General features: G+C 72.6%; 13 protein-coding genes. 3 read left to right on the plus strand and 10 right to left on the minus strand.

Annotated features, from left to right (window positions below; translation table 11 throughout):
• From ABZ719_RS34785 to ABZ719_RS34800, 4 genes are all read right to left on the minus strand, one after another.
• On the minus strand, window positions 1-209 hold a 209-nt coding region (locus ABZ719_RS34785; protein ID WP_366729163.1), incomplete at its 3' end, for a flavodoxin-dependent (E)-4-hydroxy-3-methylbut-2-enyl-diphosphate synthase.
• A 170-nt stretch (window positions 210-379) separates the two neighbouring features.
• The gene (locus ABZ719_RS34790; protein ID WP_366729175.1) at window positions 380-1,672 is read right to left on the minus strand and encodes a site-2 protease family protein; all 1,293 of its coding nucleotides are present in this window, start codon (window positions 1,670-1,672) and stop codon (window positions 380-382) included.
• A gap of 8 nt (window positions 1,673-1,680) precedes the next feature.
• Window positions 1,681-2,943, minus strand: a complete 1,263-nt coding sequence (gene dxr / locus ABZ719_RS34795) for a 1-deoxy-D-xylulose-5-phosphate reductoisomerase (protein WP_366729164.1) — start codon at window positions 2,941-2,943, stop codon at window positions 1,681-1,683.
• Window positions 2,944-3,581: 638 nt separating this feature from the next.
• Window positions 3,582-5,525 carry an acyl-CoA dehydrogenase family protein gene (locus ABZ719_RS34800; RefSeq protein WP_366729165.1) on the minus strand — a complete coding sequence of 648 codons (1,944 nt, stop codon included), beginning with the start codon at window positions 5,523-5,525 and terminating at the stop codon, window positions 3,582-3,584.
• A gap of 385 nt (window positions 5,526-5,910) precedes the next feature.
• Between ABZ719_RS34800 and ABZ719_RS34805 the strand changes: the two genes are divergently transcribed.
• Window positions 5,911-6,924, plus strand: a complete 1,014-nt coding sequence (locus ABZ719_RS34805) for a LacI family DNA-binding transcriptional regulator (protein WP_366729166.1) — start codon at window positions 5,911-5,913, stop codon at window positions 6,922-6,924.
• A 38-nt stretch (window positions 6,925-6,962) separates the two neighbouring features.
• Here ABZ719_RS34805 and ABZ719_RS34810 read toward each other — a convergent pair whose 3' ends face one another.
• The 6 genes from ABZ719_RS34810 to ABZ719_RS34835 all read right to left on the minus strand — a co-directional run bounded on the left by ABZ719_RS34810 (window position 6,963) and on the right by ABZ719_RS34835 (window position 15,442).
• Window positions 6,963-9,335, minus strand: coding sequence for a glycoside hydrolase N-terminal domain-containing protein (locus ABZ719_RS34810; protein WP_366729167.1), 2,373 nt, complete (start codon window positions 9,333-9,335; stop codon window positions 6,963-6,965).
• Window positions 9,332-11,317, minus strand: coding sequence for a beta-galactosidase (locus tag ABZ719_RS34815; RefSeq protein WP_366729168.1), 1,986 nt, complete (start codon window positions 11,315-11,317; stop codon window positions 9,332-9,334). Before ABZ719_RS34815 ends, ABZ719_RS34810 begins: the two co-directional genes overlap by 4 nt.
• Window positions 11,318-11,399: 82 nt before the next feature.
• The gene (locus tag ABZ719_RS34820; RefSeq protein ID WP_366729169.1) at window positions 11,400-11,537 is read right to left on the minus strand and encodes a hypothetical protein; all 138 of its coding nucleotides are present in this window, start codon (window positions 11,535-11,537) and stop codon (window positions 11,400-11,402) included.
• Window positions 11,538-11,684: 147 nt separating this feature from the next.
• Window positions 11,685-12,638 (minus strand): carbohydrate ABC transporter permease, encoded by a 954-nt coding sequence (locus tag ABZ719_RS34825; RefSeq protein ID WP_366729170.1) that lies wholly within the window; start codon window positions 12,636-12,638, stop codon window positions 11,685-11,687.
• Window positions 12,635-13,726, minus strand: a complete 1,092-nt coding sequence (locus ABZ719_RS34830) for an ABC transporter permease subunit (protein WP_366729171.1) — start codon at window positions 13,724-13,726, stop codon at window positions 12,635-12,637. The genes ABZ719_RS34825 and ABZ719_RS34830 overlap by 4 nt, the downstream gene beginning before the upstream one ends.
• A gap of 27 nt (window positions 13,727-13,753) precedes the next feature.
• Window positions 13,754-15,442, minus strand: coding sequence for an extracellular solute-binding protein (locus ABZ719_RS34835; RefSeq protein ID WP_366729172.1), 1,689 nt, complete (start codon window positions 15,440-15,442; stop codon window positions 13,754-13,756).
• A 464-nt stretch (window positions 15,443-15,906) separates the two neighbouring features.
• On the opposite strand from ABZ719_RS34835, the gene ABZ719_RS34840 reads away from it, so the two are divergent.
• Complete coding sequence (locus ABZ719_RS34840; protein WP_366729173.1) at window positions 15,907-18,804, plus strand: glycoside hydrolase family 3 C-terminal domain-containing protein; 2,898 nt, start codon at window positions 15,907-15,909, stop codon at window positions 18,802-18,804.
• Between the two features lie 689 nt (window positions 18,805-19,493).
• Window positions 19,494-20,393, plus strand: a complete 900-nt coding sequence (locus ABZ719_RS34845) for a hypothetical protein (RefSeq protein ID WP_366729174.1) — start codon at window positions 19,494-19,496, stop codon at window positions 20,391-20,393.
• Window positions 20,394-20,532: the final 139 nt, after the last annotated feature.

Consider the following 20,532-nt stretch of genomic DNA (forward strand, 5'->3'; position numbering starts at 1 on the left):
ACCCGCACGATCTGACAGCCCGACGCCGTCAGCTCCGCGATCTGCTGCAACGTCGCACCGACGTCCGACGTACGCGTCGTCGTCATCGACTGCACGGAGACCGGCGCGTCCCCACCGACCGCCACGGACCCGACCTGGATCTGCCGGCTCCTGCGGCGCTCGGCGAGCTTGGTCGGAACGGACGGCATGCCGAGAGAAATCGCAGTCATCTGCTGTGCAACCCCAAGTCGTGGATCAAGGTCCGGCCCCGTTCTGCGGCGGGCTCCAGGCTTCGAGATTACGGCACCGCCCCGATCATCGGCACATCCCACCCGGCAAACCCACTCAATGGGAGGCGGCCGGACAGGACACCTGCCCGGCCGCCTCGAACAACGGGTCGCTACGTGATTTTGACGGGGTTAACGACGTCCGCGATGAGGACGAGGATGGTGAAGCAGATGAAGACGCTGGCCACGACGTAGGCCACCGGCATCAGCTTCGCCACGTCGAACGGGCCGGGGTCCGGGCGGCGCAGCACCTTGGCCAGCCGGCGGCGCAGCGACTCCCACAGGGCGCCGGCGATGTGCCCGCCGTCCAGCGGCAGCAGCGGCAGCATGTTGAAGAGGAACAGGGAGAGGTTGAAGCCGGCGACCAGCATCATGGCCATGGCCAGCTGCTGGGTGGGCGGGATGTCCAGGGTGAAGATGTCGCCGCCGACGCGGGCCGCGCCGACCACGCCCATCGGGGAGTCGGGCTGGCGGGGGGCGCCGTCGAAGGCCGCGTCCCACAGGGCCGGGATCTTGCCGGGCAGGCTCGCGATGGAGTCGACGGCCTCGCCGAGCCGGTCGCCCATCCAGGTCACGGACTGGCCGAAGTCCTGGCGGACGATGCCGGTGGCCGCGCTGAAGCCGAGGAATCCGGCGGTGACGTACTGGCCCTGGACGATCTGACCGTGGGAGTCCTTCTTGGCGACCTGGTTGGTGGCGATCTTCGCGTGCAGGGTGACGTCCTTGCCGCCCCGGTCGACGACGATCGGCACCTGCTTTCCGGGGTTGGCGCGGATGAGGTCGGACAGGCGGTCCCAGTCGTCGGTCCTGACGCCGTCGAAGGCGACGATCCGGTCCCCGGCGCGCATCCCCGCGGCGGCGGCCGGGGAGAGCGGGTCGCCCTTCTCGCACGTGTCGCGGTTCTCGCTCTGTGCGATGACGCACTGCGAGACGGAGCTGACGGCGGTCGTCTGCTGCGAGATGCCGAAGCCCATCAGCACGATGAGGAACAGGGCGACCGCGAGGACGAGGTTCATGAAGGGGCCGGCGAACATGACGATGACCCGCTTCCACGGGGCGCGCGTGTAGAACATGCGCTTCTCGTCGCCGGGCTCCAGCTCCTCGTACGCGGCCGAGCGGGCGTCCTCGATCATGCCGCGCCAGGGTGAGGTGGAACGGGCGGTGACCCGGCCGTCGTCGCCCGGCGGGAACATGCCGATCATGCGGATGTAGCCGCCGAACGGGATGGCCTTGATGCCGTACTCCGTCTCGCCCTTCTTGCGCGAGAAGATCGTCGGGCCGAAGCCGACCATGTACTGCGGCACGCGGATGCCGAAGAGCTTGGCGGTGGACAGATGTCCCAGCTCGTGCCACGCGATGGAGACCAGCAGGCCGATCACGAAGACGACTATGCCGAGGATCATCATCAGGGACGTCATGCACGCGCCTCCGCGGTCGCCGTCTGCGCTGTCAGTTCCCGGGCGCGGGAGCGGGCCCAGGTCTCCGCTTCGAGGACGTCCGGCAGGGTCAGCGTAGTTCCCGTGCGGGGTGTGCCGTGCTCCTCGACCACCTGTGTCACGGTCTCCATGATCCCGTTGAAGGGCAGTGCGCCGCGCAGGAACGCGTCGACGCACTCCTCGTTGGCCGCATTGAACACGGCCGGGGCGGTGCCCGCGAGCCGGCCGACGTGCCGGGCGAGGCCGACGGAGGGGAAGGCCTCGGTGTCGAGGGGGAAGAACTCCCAGGTGGAGGCCTTGCTCCAGTCGAAGGCGGGGGCGGCGTCGGGAACCCGTTCGGGCCAGCCGAGGCCGATGGCGATGGGCCCGCGCATGTCGGGGGGCGTCGCCTGCGCGAGGGTGGACCCGTCGGTGAACTCGACCATCGAGTGGACGTACGACTGCGGGTGGACGACGACCTCGATGCGGTCGAAGGGGATGTCGTACAGCAGGTGGGCCTCGATGACCTCCAGGCCCTTGTTGACGAGGGTGGCGGAGTTCACCGTGATCACCGGGCCCATCGCCCAGGTGGGGTGGGCGAGGGCGTCCTCGACGCCGACGTCGGCGAGTTCGTCCTTGGTACGGCCGCGGAAGGGGCCGCCGGAGGCGGTGACGACGAGCTTGCGCACATCCGCCCGGGTCCCGCCGGCCAGGGCCTGGAAGAGCGCGGCGTGCTCGGAGTCCACCGGGATGATCTGACCCGGCTCGGCCACTGCCTTGACCAGCGGGCCGCCGACGATGAGCGACTCCTTGTTGGCGAGCGCGAGAGTGCGGCCCGCCTTCAGGGCGGCGAGGGTCGGGGCGAGGCCGATGGATCCGGTGATGCCGTTGAGGACGGTGTGGCACTCGGAGGCGGCGACGTGGGTGGCCGCGTCGGGCCCGGCCAGGATCTCGGGGAGCGGCCCGGCGCTCCCGTACTGCGCGGCCAGCGCCTCGCGCAGGGCCGGTACGACGTCCTCGCGGGCCACGGCCACGGTCCGCGCCCGCAGCCGGAACGCCTGCTCGGCGAGGAGACCGACCCGGCCGCCGTTGGCGGAGAGAGCGGTGACCCGGAAGCGGTCCGGGTGGCGCAGCACGAGGTCGATGGCCTGGGTGCCGATGGACCCGGTGGACCCGAGGACGACCACGTCCTTGGGTCCGTCCCCGCTGACGGGGTCGAAGACGAGATGCGGATCGGCGAGAGGGGCTGGACTGTCGCTCATCCCCCCATTGTGGCCGCAACGCCTGTGTCTCAGGACAGCGCGTCCGCCGGGCGGGTCCGGGGCGCCCCGGATCGCACCCCGGCGCATGCACGGCGGCGCGCGCCGCGGGGGCGCCGGTTCCGCCCGAGCGCGTTCGGGGGTGGGCGCCCCGCCGGCCGCCCGCGCGTCCCCGCGGCGCGTGCGGCGGGGAACGAACGCCCCGCCCGAGCGCGTTCGGGCACCCGCTCCGACCGGGCGCGTGCCGGCGGGGCGCATGCGGCGGGGAACGAACGCCGTTGCGGCCGTCCGCTCCGACCGGGCGCGTGCCGGCGGGCGCGCTCCGGGGCCTCACGCTCCGACCGTGCCCGCCTCGGCGGCGACGCTCGGGCCGCCTGCGGCCGGGCAAGGCGCGTCCCGGCGGTGACCGGTGTCCCGGCACCGCCCCAGGGGCGTGCCGCCGGTGCGGGACTCCGGGCGACGACGGGCGGGCGCAGGGCCGCCCGTCGCGCGGCCAGGCGGTGGGCCGCCACGGGACGGACCGCGCGCGACCGCCGCGCCGCGGGGCGGCCGGGCGGTCGCCGTGGGGCGGGGTGGTGGCCGGGCAGCCGTGGGGCGGGGTGGTGGGCGGGCCGCCGTGAGAGCGGCCCGGAGCGGGGTCGTCAGCGGATCGGGCGGTGCACGTTCTCCCGTGCGCCGGGGCCCGGTTCCGGCTCGGCGATCCAGGGACCGTCGTCCGAGGGGTCGACGATTCCCTGCTCCAGCCACTCGTAGGCGCCGCCGAGGACGCCCTTGACGACCTTGCGGTCCAGGTCGTCGGTGTTGTTCCACAGGCGGTCGAAGAGTTCGCCGACGCGGATGCGGGCCTGGCGGCAGAAGGCGTCGGCCAGCTGGTAGGCCTCGCGGCCGTTCTCCCCCCGGGTGCGCAGGAGTTCGGCGCGCACGCAGGCCGCGCTCATCGCGAACAGTTCGGCGCCGATGTCCACGACGCGGCCGAGGAAGCCCTGCTTGGTCTCCATCCGGCCCTGCCAGCGGGACATGGCGTAGAAGGTGGAGCGGGCGAGCTTGCGGGCGTGGCGTTCGACGAAGCGCAGGTGCCCGGAGAGGTCGGCGTGGCCGCGCGGGTGGAACTCGGCGTACGAGCGCGGCAGTTGCCCGGGGCCCGCGACCAGCTTCGGCAGCCACTTCGCGTAGAAGACTCCCGCGTTGGCGCCCGCCCTCGCCTTGTCCTGGAGGGACTTGCCGGGGTCGATGAGGTCGCCGGCGACCGAGAGGTGGGCGTCGACGGCCTCGCGGGCGATCAGGAGGTGCATGATCTCGGTGGAGCCCTCGAAGATGCGGTTGATGCGCAGGTCGCGCAGCATCTGCTCGGCGGGGACGGCGCGTTCGCCGCGGGCGGCGAGGGAGGCGGCCGTCTCGAAGCCGCGTCCGCCGCGGATCTGGACCAGTTCGTCGGCCATCTTCCAGGCCATCTCCGAGCCGTAGAGCTTGGCGAGGGCGGCCTCGATGCGGATGTCGTTGCGGTCCTCGTCGGCCATCTGGGAGGACAGTTCGAGCACCGCCTCCAGGGCGAAGGTGGTGGCGGCGATGAAGGAGATCTTCGAGCCGACCGCCTCGTGCAGCGCGACCGGTTTGCCCCACTGCTCGCGGACGGCGGACCACTCGCGGGCGATCTTCAGGCACCACTTGCCCGCGCCCGCGCACATGGCCGGCAGGGAGAGCCGGCCGGTGTTGAGCGTGGTCAGGGCGATCTTGAGGCCCTGGCCCTCCTCGCCGATGCGCTGGGCGGCCGGGACGCGGACCCGGTGGAAGCGGGTGACGCCGTTCTCGATGCCGCGCAGGCCCATGAAGGCGTTGCGGTGCTCCACCGTGACGCCCTCGGCGGCGGCCTCGACGACGAAGGCGGTGATGCCGCCGCGGTGCCCCTCCGACCTCGGTACGCGCGCCATGACGACGAGCAGGTCGGCCACCACGCCGTTGGTGGTCCACAGCTTCACGCCGTCCAGGACGTAGTCCCCCCGCTCGTCCGGCACGGCCGTGGTCGCCAGGCGGGCCGGGTCGGAGCCGACGTCCGGCTCGGTGAGCAGGAAGGCGGAGATGTCGGTGCGGGCGCAGCGGGGCAGGAACGTCTCCTTCTGTTCCTGGGTGCCGAAGAGTTTGAGCGGCTGCGGTACGCCGATCGACTGATGCGCGGAGAGCAGGGCCCCGATGGCGGGGCTGGCCGAGCCGGCCAGGGCGAGGGCCTTGTTGTAGTACACCTGGGTGAGGCCGAGGCCGCCGTACCTGGTGTCGATCTTCATGCCGAGGGCGCCCAGCTCCTTGAGCCCGGTGACGACCTCGTCGGGGATCCGCGCGTCGCGCTCGATCCGGGCGGAGTCGACCTTCGTCTCGCAGAAGTCGCGCAGCTTGGCCAGGAACTCCTCGCCGCGCTGCACGTCGTCGGCGGCCGGGAGCGGGTGGGGGTGGATGAGGTCGAGCCGGAAGCGGCCCAGGAACAGTTCCTTGGCGAAGCTGGGTTTGCGCCAGTGCTGCTCCCGGGCGTCCTCCGCCACCTGCCGGGCTTCGCGCTCGCTCACGGTGGGTCTGCTGGTCGCTGGTGCGGACATGAGGCTCACCTCACCGCGGGAACGCGCCCCGCGAATAGGGATCTTGGGTGTTTTCTTCACCGACCGGTGCCACTGGTTCGTATGTACCCGATACCGGACGGTGCCACCACCCCTGGCGTGGCGGGCGCCGAGCGTGCGGGCGGCCGGTGCGCCCGCGGGTGTCCCGGTGTGGTGTCATGCGGGGGGAGGGTGCGCGCGGGGGTGCGCCGGGGCGGGGACGGAAGGGGCCCGCGGGCCTGTCGGTGACCGTCGGACAGGAAATCTGTCGAAGCGCTTCGACACCCTCTGGACACCCACCGATGCTGGGGTTACTGTCGAATCACCCTCACAATCGGCCTGCCGGTCATGCGCACTGTCGAAGCGCTTCACACAGCTTGGAGAGCAGATGGTCACCCTCGCCGAGGTCGCGCAGCACGCCGGAGTCTCGGCGAGCACGGTGAGCTACGTCCTCAGCGGCAAGCGGTCCATCTCCGCGAGCACCCGGGAGCGGGTCGAGCACAGCATCCGCGAACTGGGCTACCACCCGAACGCGGGCGCCCGCGCGCTGGCCAGCAGCAGGTCGAACATCATCGCCCTGATGATCCCGCTGCGCACGGACATGTACGTGCCGGTGATGATGGAGATCGCCATCGCCGTGGCGACCGCCGCCCGCGCCCACGGCTACGACGTCCTGCTGCTCACCGGCGAGGAGGGCCCCGACGCCGTGCGCCGGGTGACGGGCAGCGGGCTCGCCGACGCGATGATCCTGATGGATGTCGAGCTGGAGGACGAGCGGCTGCCCCTGCTGCGCGGCACCCACCAGCCCTGCGTCCTCATCGGACTGCCCGCCGACGCCACCGGACTGACCTGCGTCGACCTCGACTGGGGTGCGACCGGCGCGCTGTGCGTGGAACACCTGGCGAAGCTGGGCCACCGCGACATCGCTGTCATCGGGGAGGCGCCCGCCGTCTACGAACGGCACACCGGCTTCGCCGAACGCACCCTGGACGGGCTGCGCTCCCGGGCGCGGGAGCTGGGCCTGAAGGTGCTGCACCGCCCCTGCGAGGGCGGCTACGACGCGATGGCGGCGACCCTGGCCCGGATCTTCGACGAGCGGCCGGGCACCACGGGCTTCGTCGTGCAGAACGAGTCCGCGGTGGAGCCGCTGCTCGCCCTGCTGCGCCAGCAGGGACGGGCCGTGCCCGAGGACGTGTCGGTGGCCGCGATCTGCCCCGACCAGGTCGCCGTCCAGGCCTCCGTCCGGCTGACCTCGGTCGCCGTCCCCGCCCAGGAGATGGGCCGGCACGCCGTCGAGCGCCTGGTGGCCAAGCTCGACGGGCGCGAGGGTGCCGAGGTGGTCCTCATCGCGCCCCAGCTGACCGTGCGCGCCAGTTCCGGACCGGCGCCGACGGCTCCCTGACGGGCGCCCGTCCCCTCCCCTGCGTCCGGCGGCGCCGCTCACCGCGTCCGCAGCTCCAGGACGCGCTCCTCCCCGGCGACCAGGTCCAGTCGCCGGGTGCCCCCGGGGGTCCGCACCTCTATGCGGTGGCCGCGGGCGGGGCGCAGCACCGCGGTGGCCGCGGGGCCGGACCAGGTGAGGTCGAGTGCCGCGCCGAACCGGGTGCGCACGCCGCGCAGTTCGCCGGCGGCCAGGGCGGGCGGGAGGGCGGGGAGCAGGACCAGGCGGTCGGGGGTGGACTGGACGAGCATCTCGATGAGCACCGCGGGCAGGGTGTGGGCGGCGTCCGCGTTGTAGACGTGCCGGTTCGGGTAGTGGGCGCTCATCAAGGAGGCGTGGAAGAAGTCGCCGTCGAGGACCCGCGTGAGGGCGTCGGCGACCCGGCCGGCATCGCGGAGCCGGGCCGCGATCAGGGCGTGGTGGAGGTGTCCGTGCGCGGAGTCGTTCTCGGCGCCGCGCAGGGCCAGGGCGCGGTGGGCGGCCGCGGCCGTCTCCGGGGTGTCGTAGGGGTTGATCTCGTCCAGCGGCCAGACGCCGTAGAGGTGGCTGAGGTGGCGGTGGTCGTAGGAGTCCTGGAGGCCGGGTGCGGCCCATTCGGCGAGGGCGCCGTCGGCGTTGACCCGGTGCGGGGGCAGCCGGCCGGCGAGGGCACGCCACCGGGCGGCCTCGGCGGTGTCCGGGTGGCGGTCGGCGGCGGTGGTCAGGGCGTGCCGGGCGGCGGAGAGGTCCATGGCGGCGTTCACGGTGCCCCAGCTCGCGTTCGCGGGCCGGTTCTCCGGTGAGTAGGACGGGACGACGACGAGGTCGCCGCCGGCGTCGGTGCGGGTGAGGAAGTCCTCGTAGAAACGGGCGGTCTCGGCGAGGGCCGCGGTGGTGGCCGGGTCGGGCGCGCCGCTGGTGTCGTCGTGGTCGAGGAGCGGCTTGAGGAGCCAGTCGGCGCCCGCCGTCCACAGGTGCAGCGGGTACTCCCGGCTGAAGTGGCGGACGAGGCCCGACTCGCCGTCGGTGTGCGCGGGGGCGACCACCCCGCGGGTGCCGAAGACCGCGCGGGCGTTCTCCCGCCAGTCGGGGAGCTGCCCGTGCACGAGGCGGGCCAGCGCCCCGGTGACCTCGGGGAGGGCGGCCGCGGCGGCCGAGGCGGTCTGGAGGTTGAGGTTGGCGTCCGTGGTGAACGCCCCGGACCAGGCCGTGTCCCATTCGCCGGTCCACAGTCCGGTGAGGCGGGGCGGGAGCAGGCCGCTGGAGGAGAGCAGGTGGTAGCGGCCGGCGGCGAAGAGGCGTTCCAGGAGGGCGGCGCTGCGGGGACGTTCCAGCAACCGGGAGCCGGGCAGGGCGCGTTCGGCGGGGTCGGCGCGCAGGTCCAGGGTGACCCGCTGGTAGGCGGTGCGGTGGTGCGCGAGGTGTCGGGCGCGGAGGGCTTCGTAGGGCGCGGGCCCGCCGGTCGGGCGTTCGCCGGACGCGCGTTCGCCGGGCACGGATTCGCCAGACGCGCGCCCGGGGGACGCGGGTTCGGGCGAGGGGGGCCGGTCGGGGCGGGCTCCGCGGTGCGGGGCCTGTCGGGGCGGGGTGGCGGTGCGGCCGCGGGCGGCGTCGGTGAGCAGGTCGCGCAGGGCGTGGGCCTGGGCCGTCACGTCCAGCTCGCCGGTGTGCCGCTGGACGCGGGTGAGCAGCAGCACCGAGGCGGCGCCGGTGATGTGCACTGCGGGCGGGGTGAGTGCGGTGGTGCCGCCGGTGACGACCACGAGGGTGACCCCGGTGTACGCCCGGTCGCTGCCGGGGTAGCGGGCCCGCAGGCTCAGCACGGCGCCCTCGGCGGTGAGCACCGTGCCGTGCCCGACGCGGAGTGCCTGCGGCGCGCCCGGCAGCCGGTGGTCGAGCCGGACGCCGAGGGTGAGGCCGGGCGCGGTCACCTGCTGCACGACCACGTCGTCGGCGCGGGAGACGAAGAGCCGGCTGCGCCAGCCGGCGCACTCGGCCGTGGTCTGACCGGTGGTGAAGTCCACGGCCCGGCGGTACCCGCTCCTGGTGCCCGGCGGGCGGCGCAGTCTGATCAGGAAGGCGGGGTGGAAGGGCTGCACCCACTGCAGCGGCCGGCCGTCGGTGAAGGACTCGGCGGCCGTACGGTCACCGGCCAGCAGCCGGTCCTGGAGGGCGGCCAGCTGCCCGGCCAGGCGCGGCGGCCCGGCGTGTTCGGAGCCGTTGGGGCGTACGAGGGTGTGGTGGGTGACGATGACCCGGTCGTCGTCCGGATCACCGGTCACCAGCGCGCCGTGCCGGCCGTTGCCGCTCAGGAAGGCGTCCTCCCAGCGGGCGGCGGGGCACGGCTCCCAGGTGCCGTGGACGGGAAGGACGGGGGCGGGGGGTGCGCTCATGGGGCGAGTACCGCCGCTCCGTGCCGGGGCAGGGTGGTGCGGCCGGTGACGGTGGTGTCCGTGAGCAGGTCGCGGTGGGTGCCGGGCACCTCGACGGTCACCGGCCCGCGTCCGTGGTTGAGCAGGAACAGCAGCTCTCCGCGCCGCACCGCCTCGACCCCGTCGGGCAGGCCGTCCAGGACGGGGCGGACGCCCGCGCCGGCCGCGACCCGGGTGAGCAGGGCGCGCAGCGCCCCGGGTTCGGGGAGCGTGGAGACGTACCAGGCGCGGCCCCGGCGCAGTACGGCGGGCAGTCCGTCGAGTTCGCCGCCGCGGTAGGGGATCGTCTCGTCGGCGGTGCCGGCGGCCTCGATCTCCTCGGACCACAGCGTCCCGCGCAGGCCGTCGCCGAACGCGGCGCTCTCCCCCGCCTCCAGCGGCCACCACTCGTGCAGGGTGCGGATGCCGAACAGCGCGCGCAGCCGGGCGTCCATGCCGCCCGGCCGGACCCGGTCGTCCTCGTCGGCGACGCCGGTCAGGAACCCGCACACGAGGGTGCCGCCGCCTTCGACGTACGCCAGGAGGTTGCCGATCGCGGTGTCGGTGAGCAGGTACAGCTGGGGCACGACGACGAGCCGGTAGGCGGACAGGTCGTGTCCGGGATGGGCGAAGTCGGTGGTGAGGCGGGCCTCCCACAGGGCGCGGTGCCAGGCGCGCAGGACGTCGGCGTAGTCGACCTCGGTGGAGAGGCGGCCCTCGTGCGCGCCGGCCCACCAGGAGTGCCAGTCGTGGAGGATCGCGACGTCGGCGGTGAGCCGGGTGCCGGACACCTCGGGGCCCAGGCGCCGCAGTTCGCCGCCGAGCCGTCTGACCTCCTGGAAGGTACGCCCCTGCTCGCCCGCGTGACTGACCATGCCGGAGTGGAACTTCTCCGCGCCCTGCCGGGACTGGCGCCACTGGAAGTAGCAGACGGCGTCGGCGCCGCGGGCCACGGCCTGCAGGGACCACAGGCGGTTGAGACCCGCCGGCTTGGGGTGGTTGACGCCGCGCCAGTTGACCGGGCCGGCCGCCTGTTCCATGAGCATCCAGGGCCCGCGCGCCTGGGAGCGGGTCATGTCCTGGACCAGGGCGCCGTGCTGGGCGCCGAGCGGGTCGCGCGGGTCGGGGTAGAGGTCGGCGGAGACGACGTCCTCCTCGCCGGCCCAGCGCCAGGCGTCCTGCCCGGACCACAGCGGCATGAAGTTGGTGGTGACCGGCAGGTGGGGGGTGTGCCGGCGGACGATGTCGCGCTCGGCGACGTAGCACTCCAGCAGCGCGTCGGAGGTGAAGCGGCGGAAGTCGAGCACCTGGGCCGGGTTCTTCAGGTAGTGGGCGCGGCGTGGCGGCAGGACGCCGTCCCAGCTGTCGTAGCCCTGGCTCCAGAAAGCCGTGCCCCAGGCGGTGTTGAGGGCGTCGAGGGTGCGGTACTTCCCGCGCAGCCAGCGGCGGAAGGCGGCCGCGGCCTCGTCGCCGTGGTCGTAGGTGCAGTACTCGTTGTTGATGTGCCACATGGTGAGGGCGGGGTGGTCCGCGTAGCGGGCGGCCAGGTCCTCGGTGACTGCGGCGGCGTAGCGGCGGTAGGTGGCGCTGGAGTGCGAGAAGTGCTGCCGGCCGCCCCACCACTCGGTGTGGCCGTCCTCGTCGCGGGGCAGGGTGTCGGGGTGCAGGCGGCCCAGCCAGGGCGGGGGCGAGGAGGTGGGGGTGGCGAGGACGACTCCGATGCCGTTCGCGTGCATCAGGTCCATCAGCCGGTCGAGCCACCCGAACTCGCGGGCGCCGGGACGGGGTTCGATCGTCGCCCAGGAGAAGACGCCGAGGGTGACGGAGTTGACGCCGGCCTCGCGCATCAGGCGGACGTCCTCGTGCCAGGTCTCCTCGGGCCACTGCTCGGGGTTGTAGTCGCCGCCGAAGAGGAGCCGGCCGCGGGTGACGTCGGCGAGGGAGGGCGGGGTGCGGCCGGTCATCGCACGGGCTCCCGGAGTGAAGGCGGGGTGCGGCCCGGTCATCGCAGGGGCTCCCCGTACGGGATGCCGTGCCCGTCGGCGGTCAGGTGGACACGGCCGGGGTCACGGGGCCGCCGTTGACCGCGTCGCCGGTTCCGCCCCACGGGTGGGCGGCGTCGTCGACGTGTCTCCAGGTCCGCGCGGCGAGAACGGCACGTCTGCTGAGCCGGGGGGTGGGCATGACCTACCTCGTCTTCGGGTTCGGCTTCGGGTTCGGGAGTGCGGGCCGGCGGTGCACGGCCCGCGGCACACGCTCCGGTGGCGCGGCGGGCGGCCCGGGGCCCGGCTCGCGGGCCTCGGCGCCCGCGCCGGCCGGCGCCCCGGGCGTTCAGCCCTTCACCGCTCCGGTCAGCATCCCCTTGCGGAAATGCTTCTGCACGAACGGTGAGAGCACCGCGACCGGCAGCAGGGCCATCACCATCACCGCCATCTGCACGGCGAGCCCGGAGAGCTGGCCGGTCTTGATGGCCTGGCCCAGACCGACCGGCGCCTCCTGCTTCTGCACGAGCTGGATCATGACGTTCTGCAGCGGCATCATGTCCTGGTCGTTCAGGTACAGGGAGGCGTTGAACCAGGCGCTCCAGTAGCCGACGGCGTAGAACAGGGTGATCACCGCGAGGACCGCGCGGGACAGCGGCATGACGATCCGCCACAGGATGCGCAGCTCGCCGGCGCCGTCGATGCGGGCGCTGTCGACCAGTTCGGGCGAGATGCCCATGAAGAAGCCGCGCAGCACCAGGATGTTGAAGACGCTCACCGCGCTGGGCAGGATCAGCGCCAGGTAGCTGTCGGTCAGGCCGAGGCTCTGCACCAGCAGGTACGTGGGGATGAGTCCGGCGCTGAAGAACATGGTCGCCATCAGGGTCATCAGGATCCACCGGTGGCCCAGGGATCCGCTGCGCGACAGGCCGTAGGCGCACAGGACCGAGACGCCCATCGAGAAGAGCGTGCCGACCACGGTGACCAGGATGCTGATGACCGCGGCCCGGGTGACCTGGCCGCCGCTGAGCAGTTCCCGGTAGGCGACGAAGGTGATGCCCTTGGGGACCATCACCAGGCCGCCGGCCTCGTCGATGGTCCTGCGGGAGGAGAGGCTGGTGACGACGACGATCCACAGCGGGAAGACGATGGCGAGGCAGGCCAGGGCCAGGACGAGGCCCTTGCCCGCCAGGCCGGCCCTGGTCGGCTCCTCCTCCCAGACGGGCCGGGGCGGGGCGGCCCACCAGTGGGTCCCGGACCCGGCCGGCTTGTCGATGACCGGCTTGTCGACGACGGCGGTCACTTCTTGTACACCCCCTGCTCGCCCATGAGATGGGCCACCTTGTTCGCGGCGAGGACCAGGCCGATGCTGACCACGCCCTTGACCAGTCCGGCGGCGGCCGCGTAGCCGAAGTCCTGGTTGCGGACGCCGTTCCACCACACGAAGGTGTCCAGGACCTCCGAGGCGCCCGGTCCCACGGCGTCGCGCTGCAGCAGGATCTGCTCGAAGCCGACGGTGAGGGCGTCGCCGACACGCAGCACCAGGAGCAGGGCGATCACCGGGCGCAGCGCGGGCAGGGTGACGTGCCAGATGCGGCGCCAGCGGCCGGCGCCGTCCATCGCCGCGGCCTCGTACAGGTCCGGGCTGACGGAGGCCAGCGCGGCGAGGAAGACGATGATCCCCCAGCCGGCGTCCTTCCACACGCCCTGCGCGGTGACGAGGAACTTGAAGGTGTGGGGGTCGGTCATGATGTCGAGGCCGTCGAAGCCGTGGTCGCGCAGCAGTTGGGACAGGAGGCCCGCGCCGCCCAGGAGTTGCTGGAAGACGGCGATGACCAGCACCCACGAGAAGAAGTGCGGCAGGTAGAGCACGGCCTGCGCGATCGCCCGCACCCGGGGCCTGACCACGCTGTTGATGAGCAGCGCGAGGAGGATCGGGACGGGGAAGTACAGCACGAGCTGGAGGACGAACAGCACGAGGGTGTTCGTGACGGCGTTCCAGAAGCCGGAGTCCTGGAAGATCGCCTGGAAGTTCTGCAGGCCCACCCAGGGGCTGTGCAGGATGGAGACGACGCCGTTGTCGCTGATGTAGGGGTCGTAGTCCTGGAAGGCGACGACGTTGCCGAGGATCGGCACGTAGTTGAAGAGCAGGATCAGCACCACGGCCGGGAGGGTCATCAGGAGCAGGGCGCGGTCGCGCCGGAACCTGAGCCGCAGGCTCAGCCTGCCGCCGCCCCTGCCCGCGCCCGCGTCCTTGCCTCTTCCGCCCTTGCCTCTGCCCGGTCGCGGCCCGGAGCCGCTCTCCCCCGTGCCGCGGGCACCGGCCGCCGCCGGTGAGGTCGCCGTCGTGTCGGCCTCGGCGCTGCGCCGGGGCACCGTGCTGTGGGACACGGCTGTTCTCCTCGCCTCGCCGCCGCCTCAGCCGGCCGCCGGGCCGTTGTCGTCGAGCACCTTCTTGTACCAGTCGCGGAGCTTGTCGCCGCCCTTGCTCTTCCAGTCGGAGACGGCCTGCTGCATGTCGCCGATCTTCCTGCGGCCGCGGACGACGTCGTCCTCCAGCTGCTCGAAGTCGTTGCCGAGGTTGGTGTAGCGGCTGGGTTCGGTGATCTGCATGCCGTAGAAGGAGGACTTCTTGGTGAAGGCGCCCATCCGCTGCTGCCACTCCACCTGGCCCCTGGCGACCTCGGGGAAGTCGGGGTGCGCGATGGTGGGCGCGGGGCCGGCGACCATCACGTAGGCGTTCATCACGTCGATGTTGCCTTGGTCGGTCTTGGTGGGCACGCCGTTCCTGACGGTGTAGTGGGTGCCCTCCACGCCGTAGTTGGTGAGCATGTACTCCTTGGTGCCGTACGGCGCGGCGGCGACGTCGGCGACGGCCAGCACGTCACGGACGACCGCCTCGGAGGCCTTCTTGCTGACGAAGGCGAAGATGCCGGCGGGCTGTTCGGCCCACAGGGCGGGGTTGCCGCCGTCGTGTCCGAAGACGTCCATGCCCCACACCTTGAACCGGGGGTTCTGCACGGCCTGTTCGGCGGTGCGGCTCCACCACTGGGAGATGTTGTTGGCGTAGATGAGGAACTCGCCGGCGGCGAACTTGGGGCCGGGGTCGGTGGCCTGGCTCTTGCCGAGCCTGGCGTCGGGGTGGACGACCCCCGCGGCGAACAGCTTGCGGGTCCACTCCAGCGCCTCGAGGTACTCCTGCGTCTCGATGCGGTTGACGAGCTTGCCGTCGACGAGGTTCCAGCCGAGCGGCTTCTCGCTGCCGGAGAGCACGCCGAACATCTGGAACGCGGTCCACTTCATGTCGAGGCAGGCCCACCGCTTGGCCCTGGCGTCGGTGATCTCCTTGGCCAGGGACATGAACTCGTCGGCGGACCGCGGGACCTGGTAGCCCTCCTTGTCGAAGATGTCCTTGCGGTAGAGGGGCACGATGCCGGTGACGTACGGGGAGGGCTGCGGCAGACCGCGCAGCCTGCCGCCGAAGACGGAGCGCTGCCAGGCGTCGGTGGGGATCGCGGCGAGGTTCGGGTACTCCTTGACGGCGTCCCCCGACAGGTAGGGGCCGAGGTCGGCGAACTTGCCGATGATCGCGCTGGGGATCTTGCCGTTCATGTTCCAGCCGGGCACGACCACGACGTCCGGGACGTCGCTGGAGGCCAGCACCGCGCCGAGCTTCTGCTCGTAGGTGTTGCCGTCCTGGTTCTGCCAGTGGACGTCGACGCCGATGAGGTCGTTCATCGCCTTGTAGTAGGCGTTGTCGCCCTTGGGCGGGGAGCCCCAGAACGGGGACATGACGGTGACCTTGCCGCCCTTGCCGAGCTTCTTGGGCACCGAGGTCTTCAGGTCGGCGAGGGCGAGTCTGCGGGTGAACCCGGCCGCGGAGCCGTTCTTGGCCGGGATGTCGGGGGTGACGACGTTGCCGGCGACGAAGGCGGGCAGCAGCTTCCCGGCGTCCTTGCCCGACGAGGTGCCGCCGCCCGACCCGCTGTCCGTGCCGCCGCCGCAGGCGGCGAGCAGCGGCGTTCCTCCGGCCACCGCGGCGGTGGCGACCGCCGCGGAGGCGAGGAAGCTCCTCCGGCTGGGTCCGGCGGGGGCGGCGTTCGTCATGGCGTCAACCCTTCGTGGCGCACCAGGACACCCGGCGGTTCGGCCGTCGGCTGCGGTGTCCGGTGACTCGATGGCTCATGTCTCGTCGAGTGGAGCGGTAGCTGGAGCTGCGGTGCTGGAGCAGGAGCTGGAGCTGCGGTGCAGGAGCTGGTGCTGGAGCTGCGGTGCTGGAGCCGGCTGAGCCGAAGCGGTTCCTGGGAGGAATGGACCGGCCCTGCGGTCGGGCACGGTCGTCGAAGCGCTTCGATGTTGCTGCGAGGTTAAGTGAACAACTGGGGGCGCACAAGAGCCGGTTGCAGAATTCCTCCGAGGCCGGAGGACTGGACCACTCACAGGCAGCACATGCCGTGGGAGCGGTCCCGCACAGTTGCTGCCGGGAGACGTCTTGACACCCGACCCCGCCCCGATCAAGCATCGAAGCGCTTCGAAAGAGGCTGGCCTTTCCAGCGCAAGGGGACCCCTACGTGACCGTACGAACGCCTTCCACGCCGCCTTTCCGCGATCCCGAACTGTCGTTCGCCAAGCGCGTCGACGACCTGCTGGCGCGCCTGACCCTGGACGAGAAGGTCTCCTTCCTCCACCAGTTCGCGCCCGCCGTCGAACGGCTCGGCGTCGCCGCCTTCCGCACCGGGCAGGAAGCCCTGCACGGGGTGGCCTGGATGGGTCCGGCGACGGTGTTCCCGCAGGCCGTCGGCCTCGGCGCCACCTGGAACGACGAGCTGGTGCGCCGGATCGGCGAGGCGGTGTCCCAGGAGGTCCGTGCGATGCGCGCCCGCGACGAGCGGGTCGGCCTCAACGTCTGGGCCCCCACGGTGAACCTGCTGCGCCATCCGCTGTGGGGCCGCAACGAGGAGGGCTACTCCGAGGACCCGCGGCTCACCTCGGCCATCGCCATCGCCTACACCCGCGGCCTGCGCGGCGACCACCCGGTGTACTGGCGCACCGCCCCCGTCCTCAAGCACTGGCTGGCGCACAACAACGAGACCCGCCGGGACACCACCTCGTCCTCCGTGCGCCCGCGCGTCCTGCACGAGTACGACCTGCGGGCCTTCCACGACGCGGTGCGGGCGGGCGCGGTGGCCGGGGTGATGCCCGCCTACAACCTCGTCAACGGCCGCCCCAACCACGTCTCACCCCACCTGCGCGCGCACCTGCGCACCTGGACCGACGAGGACCTGCTGGTCTGCTCGGACGCGGGCGCCCCCTCCAACCTGGTCGACTCCGAGCACTACTTCGCCACCCACGAGGAGGCCACCGCCGCCGCCCTGCTGGCCGGCGTGGACAGCTTCACCGACCACGGCACGGACCCGAGCCGGATCGTGGCCCGCGTCCACGGCGCGCTGGCGCGGGGTCTGTTGACCGAGACCGACGTGGACGCCACCGTACGCCGTCAGCTCTCGGTCCGCTTCCGGCTCGGCGAGTTCGACCCGGACCACGACCCGCACACCGGCTCCCCCGGCGCCTTCGACACCCCCGCACACCGCGCCCTGGCCCGCGAAGCCGCCGAGCAGGCGGCCGTCCTGCTCAAGAACGACGGCCTGCTCCCGCTCGCCCCCACCGCGCGGATCGCGGTGGCCGGCCTGCTGGCAGACGAGTGCAAACTCGACTGGTACAGCGGCACGTTGATGCACCGCTCCACACCGCTGGACGGCCTGTACGAGCGGTTCGGCGCGGACCGGGTCGACTTCGCCGAGGGCGTGGACCGGGTGCTGCTGCGCACCGCGTCCGGCGCCTTCCTGCGCGTCCCGCCCGCCGGCGCGGCCGGCGACGAGGTGCGCGGCGCCGAGGGCGCCCTCGACCCGGCCCTGCTGGCCGGCCGCACCGACCTGCCGCCGCTCACCACCGGCGCCGAGGGCACCGAACTCGCCCTGGCCGACTGGGGCGACGGCGTCCTGACGCTGCGCGCCCCCGACGGCCGCTACCTGTCGGTCGCCGGGGACGGCTACGTCCGCGCCTCCGCCGGCCAGCCCGGCGGCTGGGTGGTGCAGGAGACCTTCCGTCTCGAACCGCACGGGGAACCCGGCGGGAACCGTCACCTCCTGCGCCACCTCGGCACCGGCCGCCACGTCCGGGTCACCGCCGACGGCGTGACGGTCGCCGAGGACGGCACCCAGGCACCCGAGGTGTTCGAACTCCTGGTCACCGAGTCCGGCGAGGAGGCGGTGAGCCGCGCCGCCGCCGCGGCGGACGTCGTGCTCGTGGTGGCCGGCAACGACCCGCACATCAACGGCCGGGAGACCGAGGACCGCACGACCCTGCGCCTGCCCGCCCACCAGGAACGGCTGCTCGCCGCCGCCCGCGCCGCCAACCCGGACACGGCGCTGGTGCTGGTGTCGTCGTACCCGTACGCGTTCGACGCGGAGCCGCTGCGCGCCGCGCTGTGGACCGCGCACGGCGGCCAGGCGGCGGGCACGGCGCTCGCCCGGGTCCTGGCGGGCGACGTCTCCCCCGCCGGCCGGCTCCCGCAGACCTGGTACGCGCACGACGGCGACCTGCCCGACTTGCTCGACTACGACGTCATCGGCAGCCGTCAGACCTACCTCTACTTCGAGGGCACCCCGCTGTTCCCGTTCGGCCACGGCCTGTCGTACGCCTCCTTCGCCTACGACGGACTGACGGCGGCCTGCGACGGGCCGCCGGCCGGCGCCGGGACCGCCCCGGACCCCGGCACGGGCGCCGTGCGGGTCTCCTTCACCGTCACCAACACCGGTGACACCGCAGCCGACGAGGTCGCCCAGCTCTACCTGCGGGCCGTCACTCCCTCGGTCCCGAGACCGCGCCGCGAACTGGTCGCCCACCGCCGCGTCACCCTCGCCCCCGGCGCCTGTGCGCGGCTGGACTTCGAGGTCCCGCTGTCCGCGTTCGCCTTCTGGGACGTGGCCCGGGGCGGCCGGCGCCGGGAACCGGGAACGTACGAACTGCTCGCGGGCGCCTCCAGCGAGGACATACGCCTGCGCACCACCCTCACCCTGGACGGCGAGCCCACGGCTCCGCGGCCCGTGCGCGAACACGGCCTGGACGCCGCCGGCTTCGACGAGCAGACGGGCGCCGAGATCGTCGACCGCACGAAGCGGACGGGCGACGCGGTGACTCCCGCTGCGGGCGACACCGCCGAACTCCTCTACCGTGCCTGCGACTTCGGGGACGGGGTCACCGAGGTGACGGCCGAGCTGGCGGGCGAGGGCGGCGTCGAGATCCTGTCGGACGACGACGCGGCGGCCGTGCTCACCCTGGCCACGCCCACCTCGGGTCCGTACGACTACACGCCGGTCCGGGCGGCGTTCGCCGCCGACGGCGTGCACGACGTCCGCCTCCGGCTGCACGGCCCGGTCCGGCTCGCGCACGTCGGCTTCACCGGCTGAGCCCCGCGAGGGCCGGCGAACGGCGACGGCCGGAGCCCCCGCACAGTCTCCGTAAGTGGCTCCCAGAGCGCGGCCCCGGGAGTCACCGGCCTCTCCTCGGGCAACTCGATCTCGTCAACTCCTGACAGGTCGCCTCCCGCCCGAGAGGCTGGGCACCCGCTCCGCCGGCTCGTGGTTGGTCACCGACGGGGCGTGGCTGACGGGTACGGCCCTTCCCCGAGGCGTCCGTCTTGCCCCGTGAGCCGGGGCGGGGCGGCCCGCTTCGCGGACGCTTCGGCAGGAATGCCGCACCCCTTGGCGAACTCCGACACGGACCGCGGCCACGCGCGTGGGACCGGACCCGCGTCGAAGAAAGCGCGCCCCGCCTTGCCGCGCTCGATCATCCCGCACAGCATGACCGCTCGAGCGTCACTGGCCCGCAGAAAGTCGTCCCCCGTGATTTCCGGGACGAACTCCAGCCTGCCCAGCGCGCCGAGGCCGGCGACGTGGCTCTCGAGTTCCGCAGCGGGGCGATGCCCGATAGAGGAGTTACCCGCGCCACGCGGGATATGCCTGGTCCCGATGAGTCGGCACTTCCGGGCCCCCGTTTCACCGCGGGGGGCCTCAAGCGACAGGCCCAGTCCGCCAGACAACGTGCGTCTTCGCCGAATGCCCCCACGCTGCGGCCCGGCGTGCGCCACGATGTCAGCGTGGATCTTGAAGGCATCGGAGCAGTAGCAGCGGCAGCGGTCACCGCCATCGGCATCCCCACCGCGATCGTCATCGGCCGCATGCAACTCAAAGCGGGCCTCCGCGCGGCGGAAACGACCTGGCATGCTGCGCTCGTTCAGGCCGACGCGTCGTACCGGGCAGCCATGGACACCGTCCGCGCCACCGCTTCCGCGAACCAAGACCAATGGCGTCGCGGCGTACGGCGAGACGCCTTCGTCCAGTTCCTGACCATCAGCTCGGAACTGCAGCACATCGAACTGCCGGAAGACGCGGAGGCCACGGACGAGGAAATCCGGCAGGCCGAGAAAGCGCTTCGCGAGATCGTTCACCGGGCCGAGACCACGTTTCACATCGTGTGCCTGGAATCCGCGGACTTGCAGGACGCCGCGACTCGACTTCTCCAGGCCATCCGGCATTACGCCAGAGGCTATCGGCGGCTGGCTGCTGCGGAGCGAGCGATAAGCACCCTGACCGCGATCGAAGAAGAAAACCGCACTCATCTCGATGAGGTCCATGCCGCTCTCGGTGCCCTGGCGACGGCCGCGAACGCTGTCGACGACGTGGAACACCACCGAGACGTCCAGCGTGCGCGCGACCGGGCGCAAGCGGCCCTACGCGACGTACCGGGACTGTCCGAGCGGCATCAAAGGAACCTTCTGTACGCCAACAGGCACGGCCTGCCCGACAACCGCGCCCACCGCCGCGCACTGCAGGACAGCCGACAGGCGTTTCTGGCGGCTGCGCAAGCAGACCTCGACGCCCCGGCCTCAGTGCCTGCCCCGGGAAGTCATTCCCTCGCGTCCCCGGGCGCCGGACGAGCGTGGAACACCCGTCCTGACCATCGGCTCCGAGCGGCTTCGCCCGACGCGGTCGGATGAGGGGCGGCCACCCCCCTTCGCAGGTGGAAAGCAGCGAGAACGGCGTGGGGGGGGGCCCCCCCCCCCCCGGGGGCGGGCCGCGCGGGAGTGGAGATAAAAAAACAGAAAAACAGAAAACAAAAAAAAATAAAGGGTTTTG

Origin of the sequence: Streptomyces sp. NPDC006743, from assembly GCF_040703815.1 — a bacterium.
Taxonomy (GTDB): domain Bacteria; phylum Actinomycetota; class Actinomycetes; order Streptomycetales; family Streptomycetaceae; genus Streptomyces.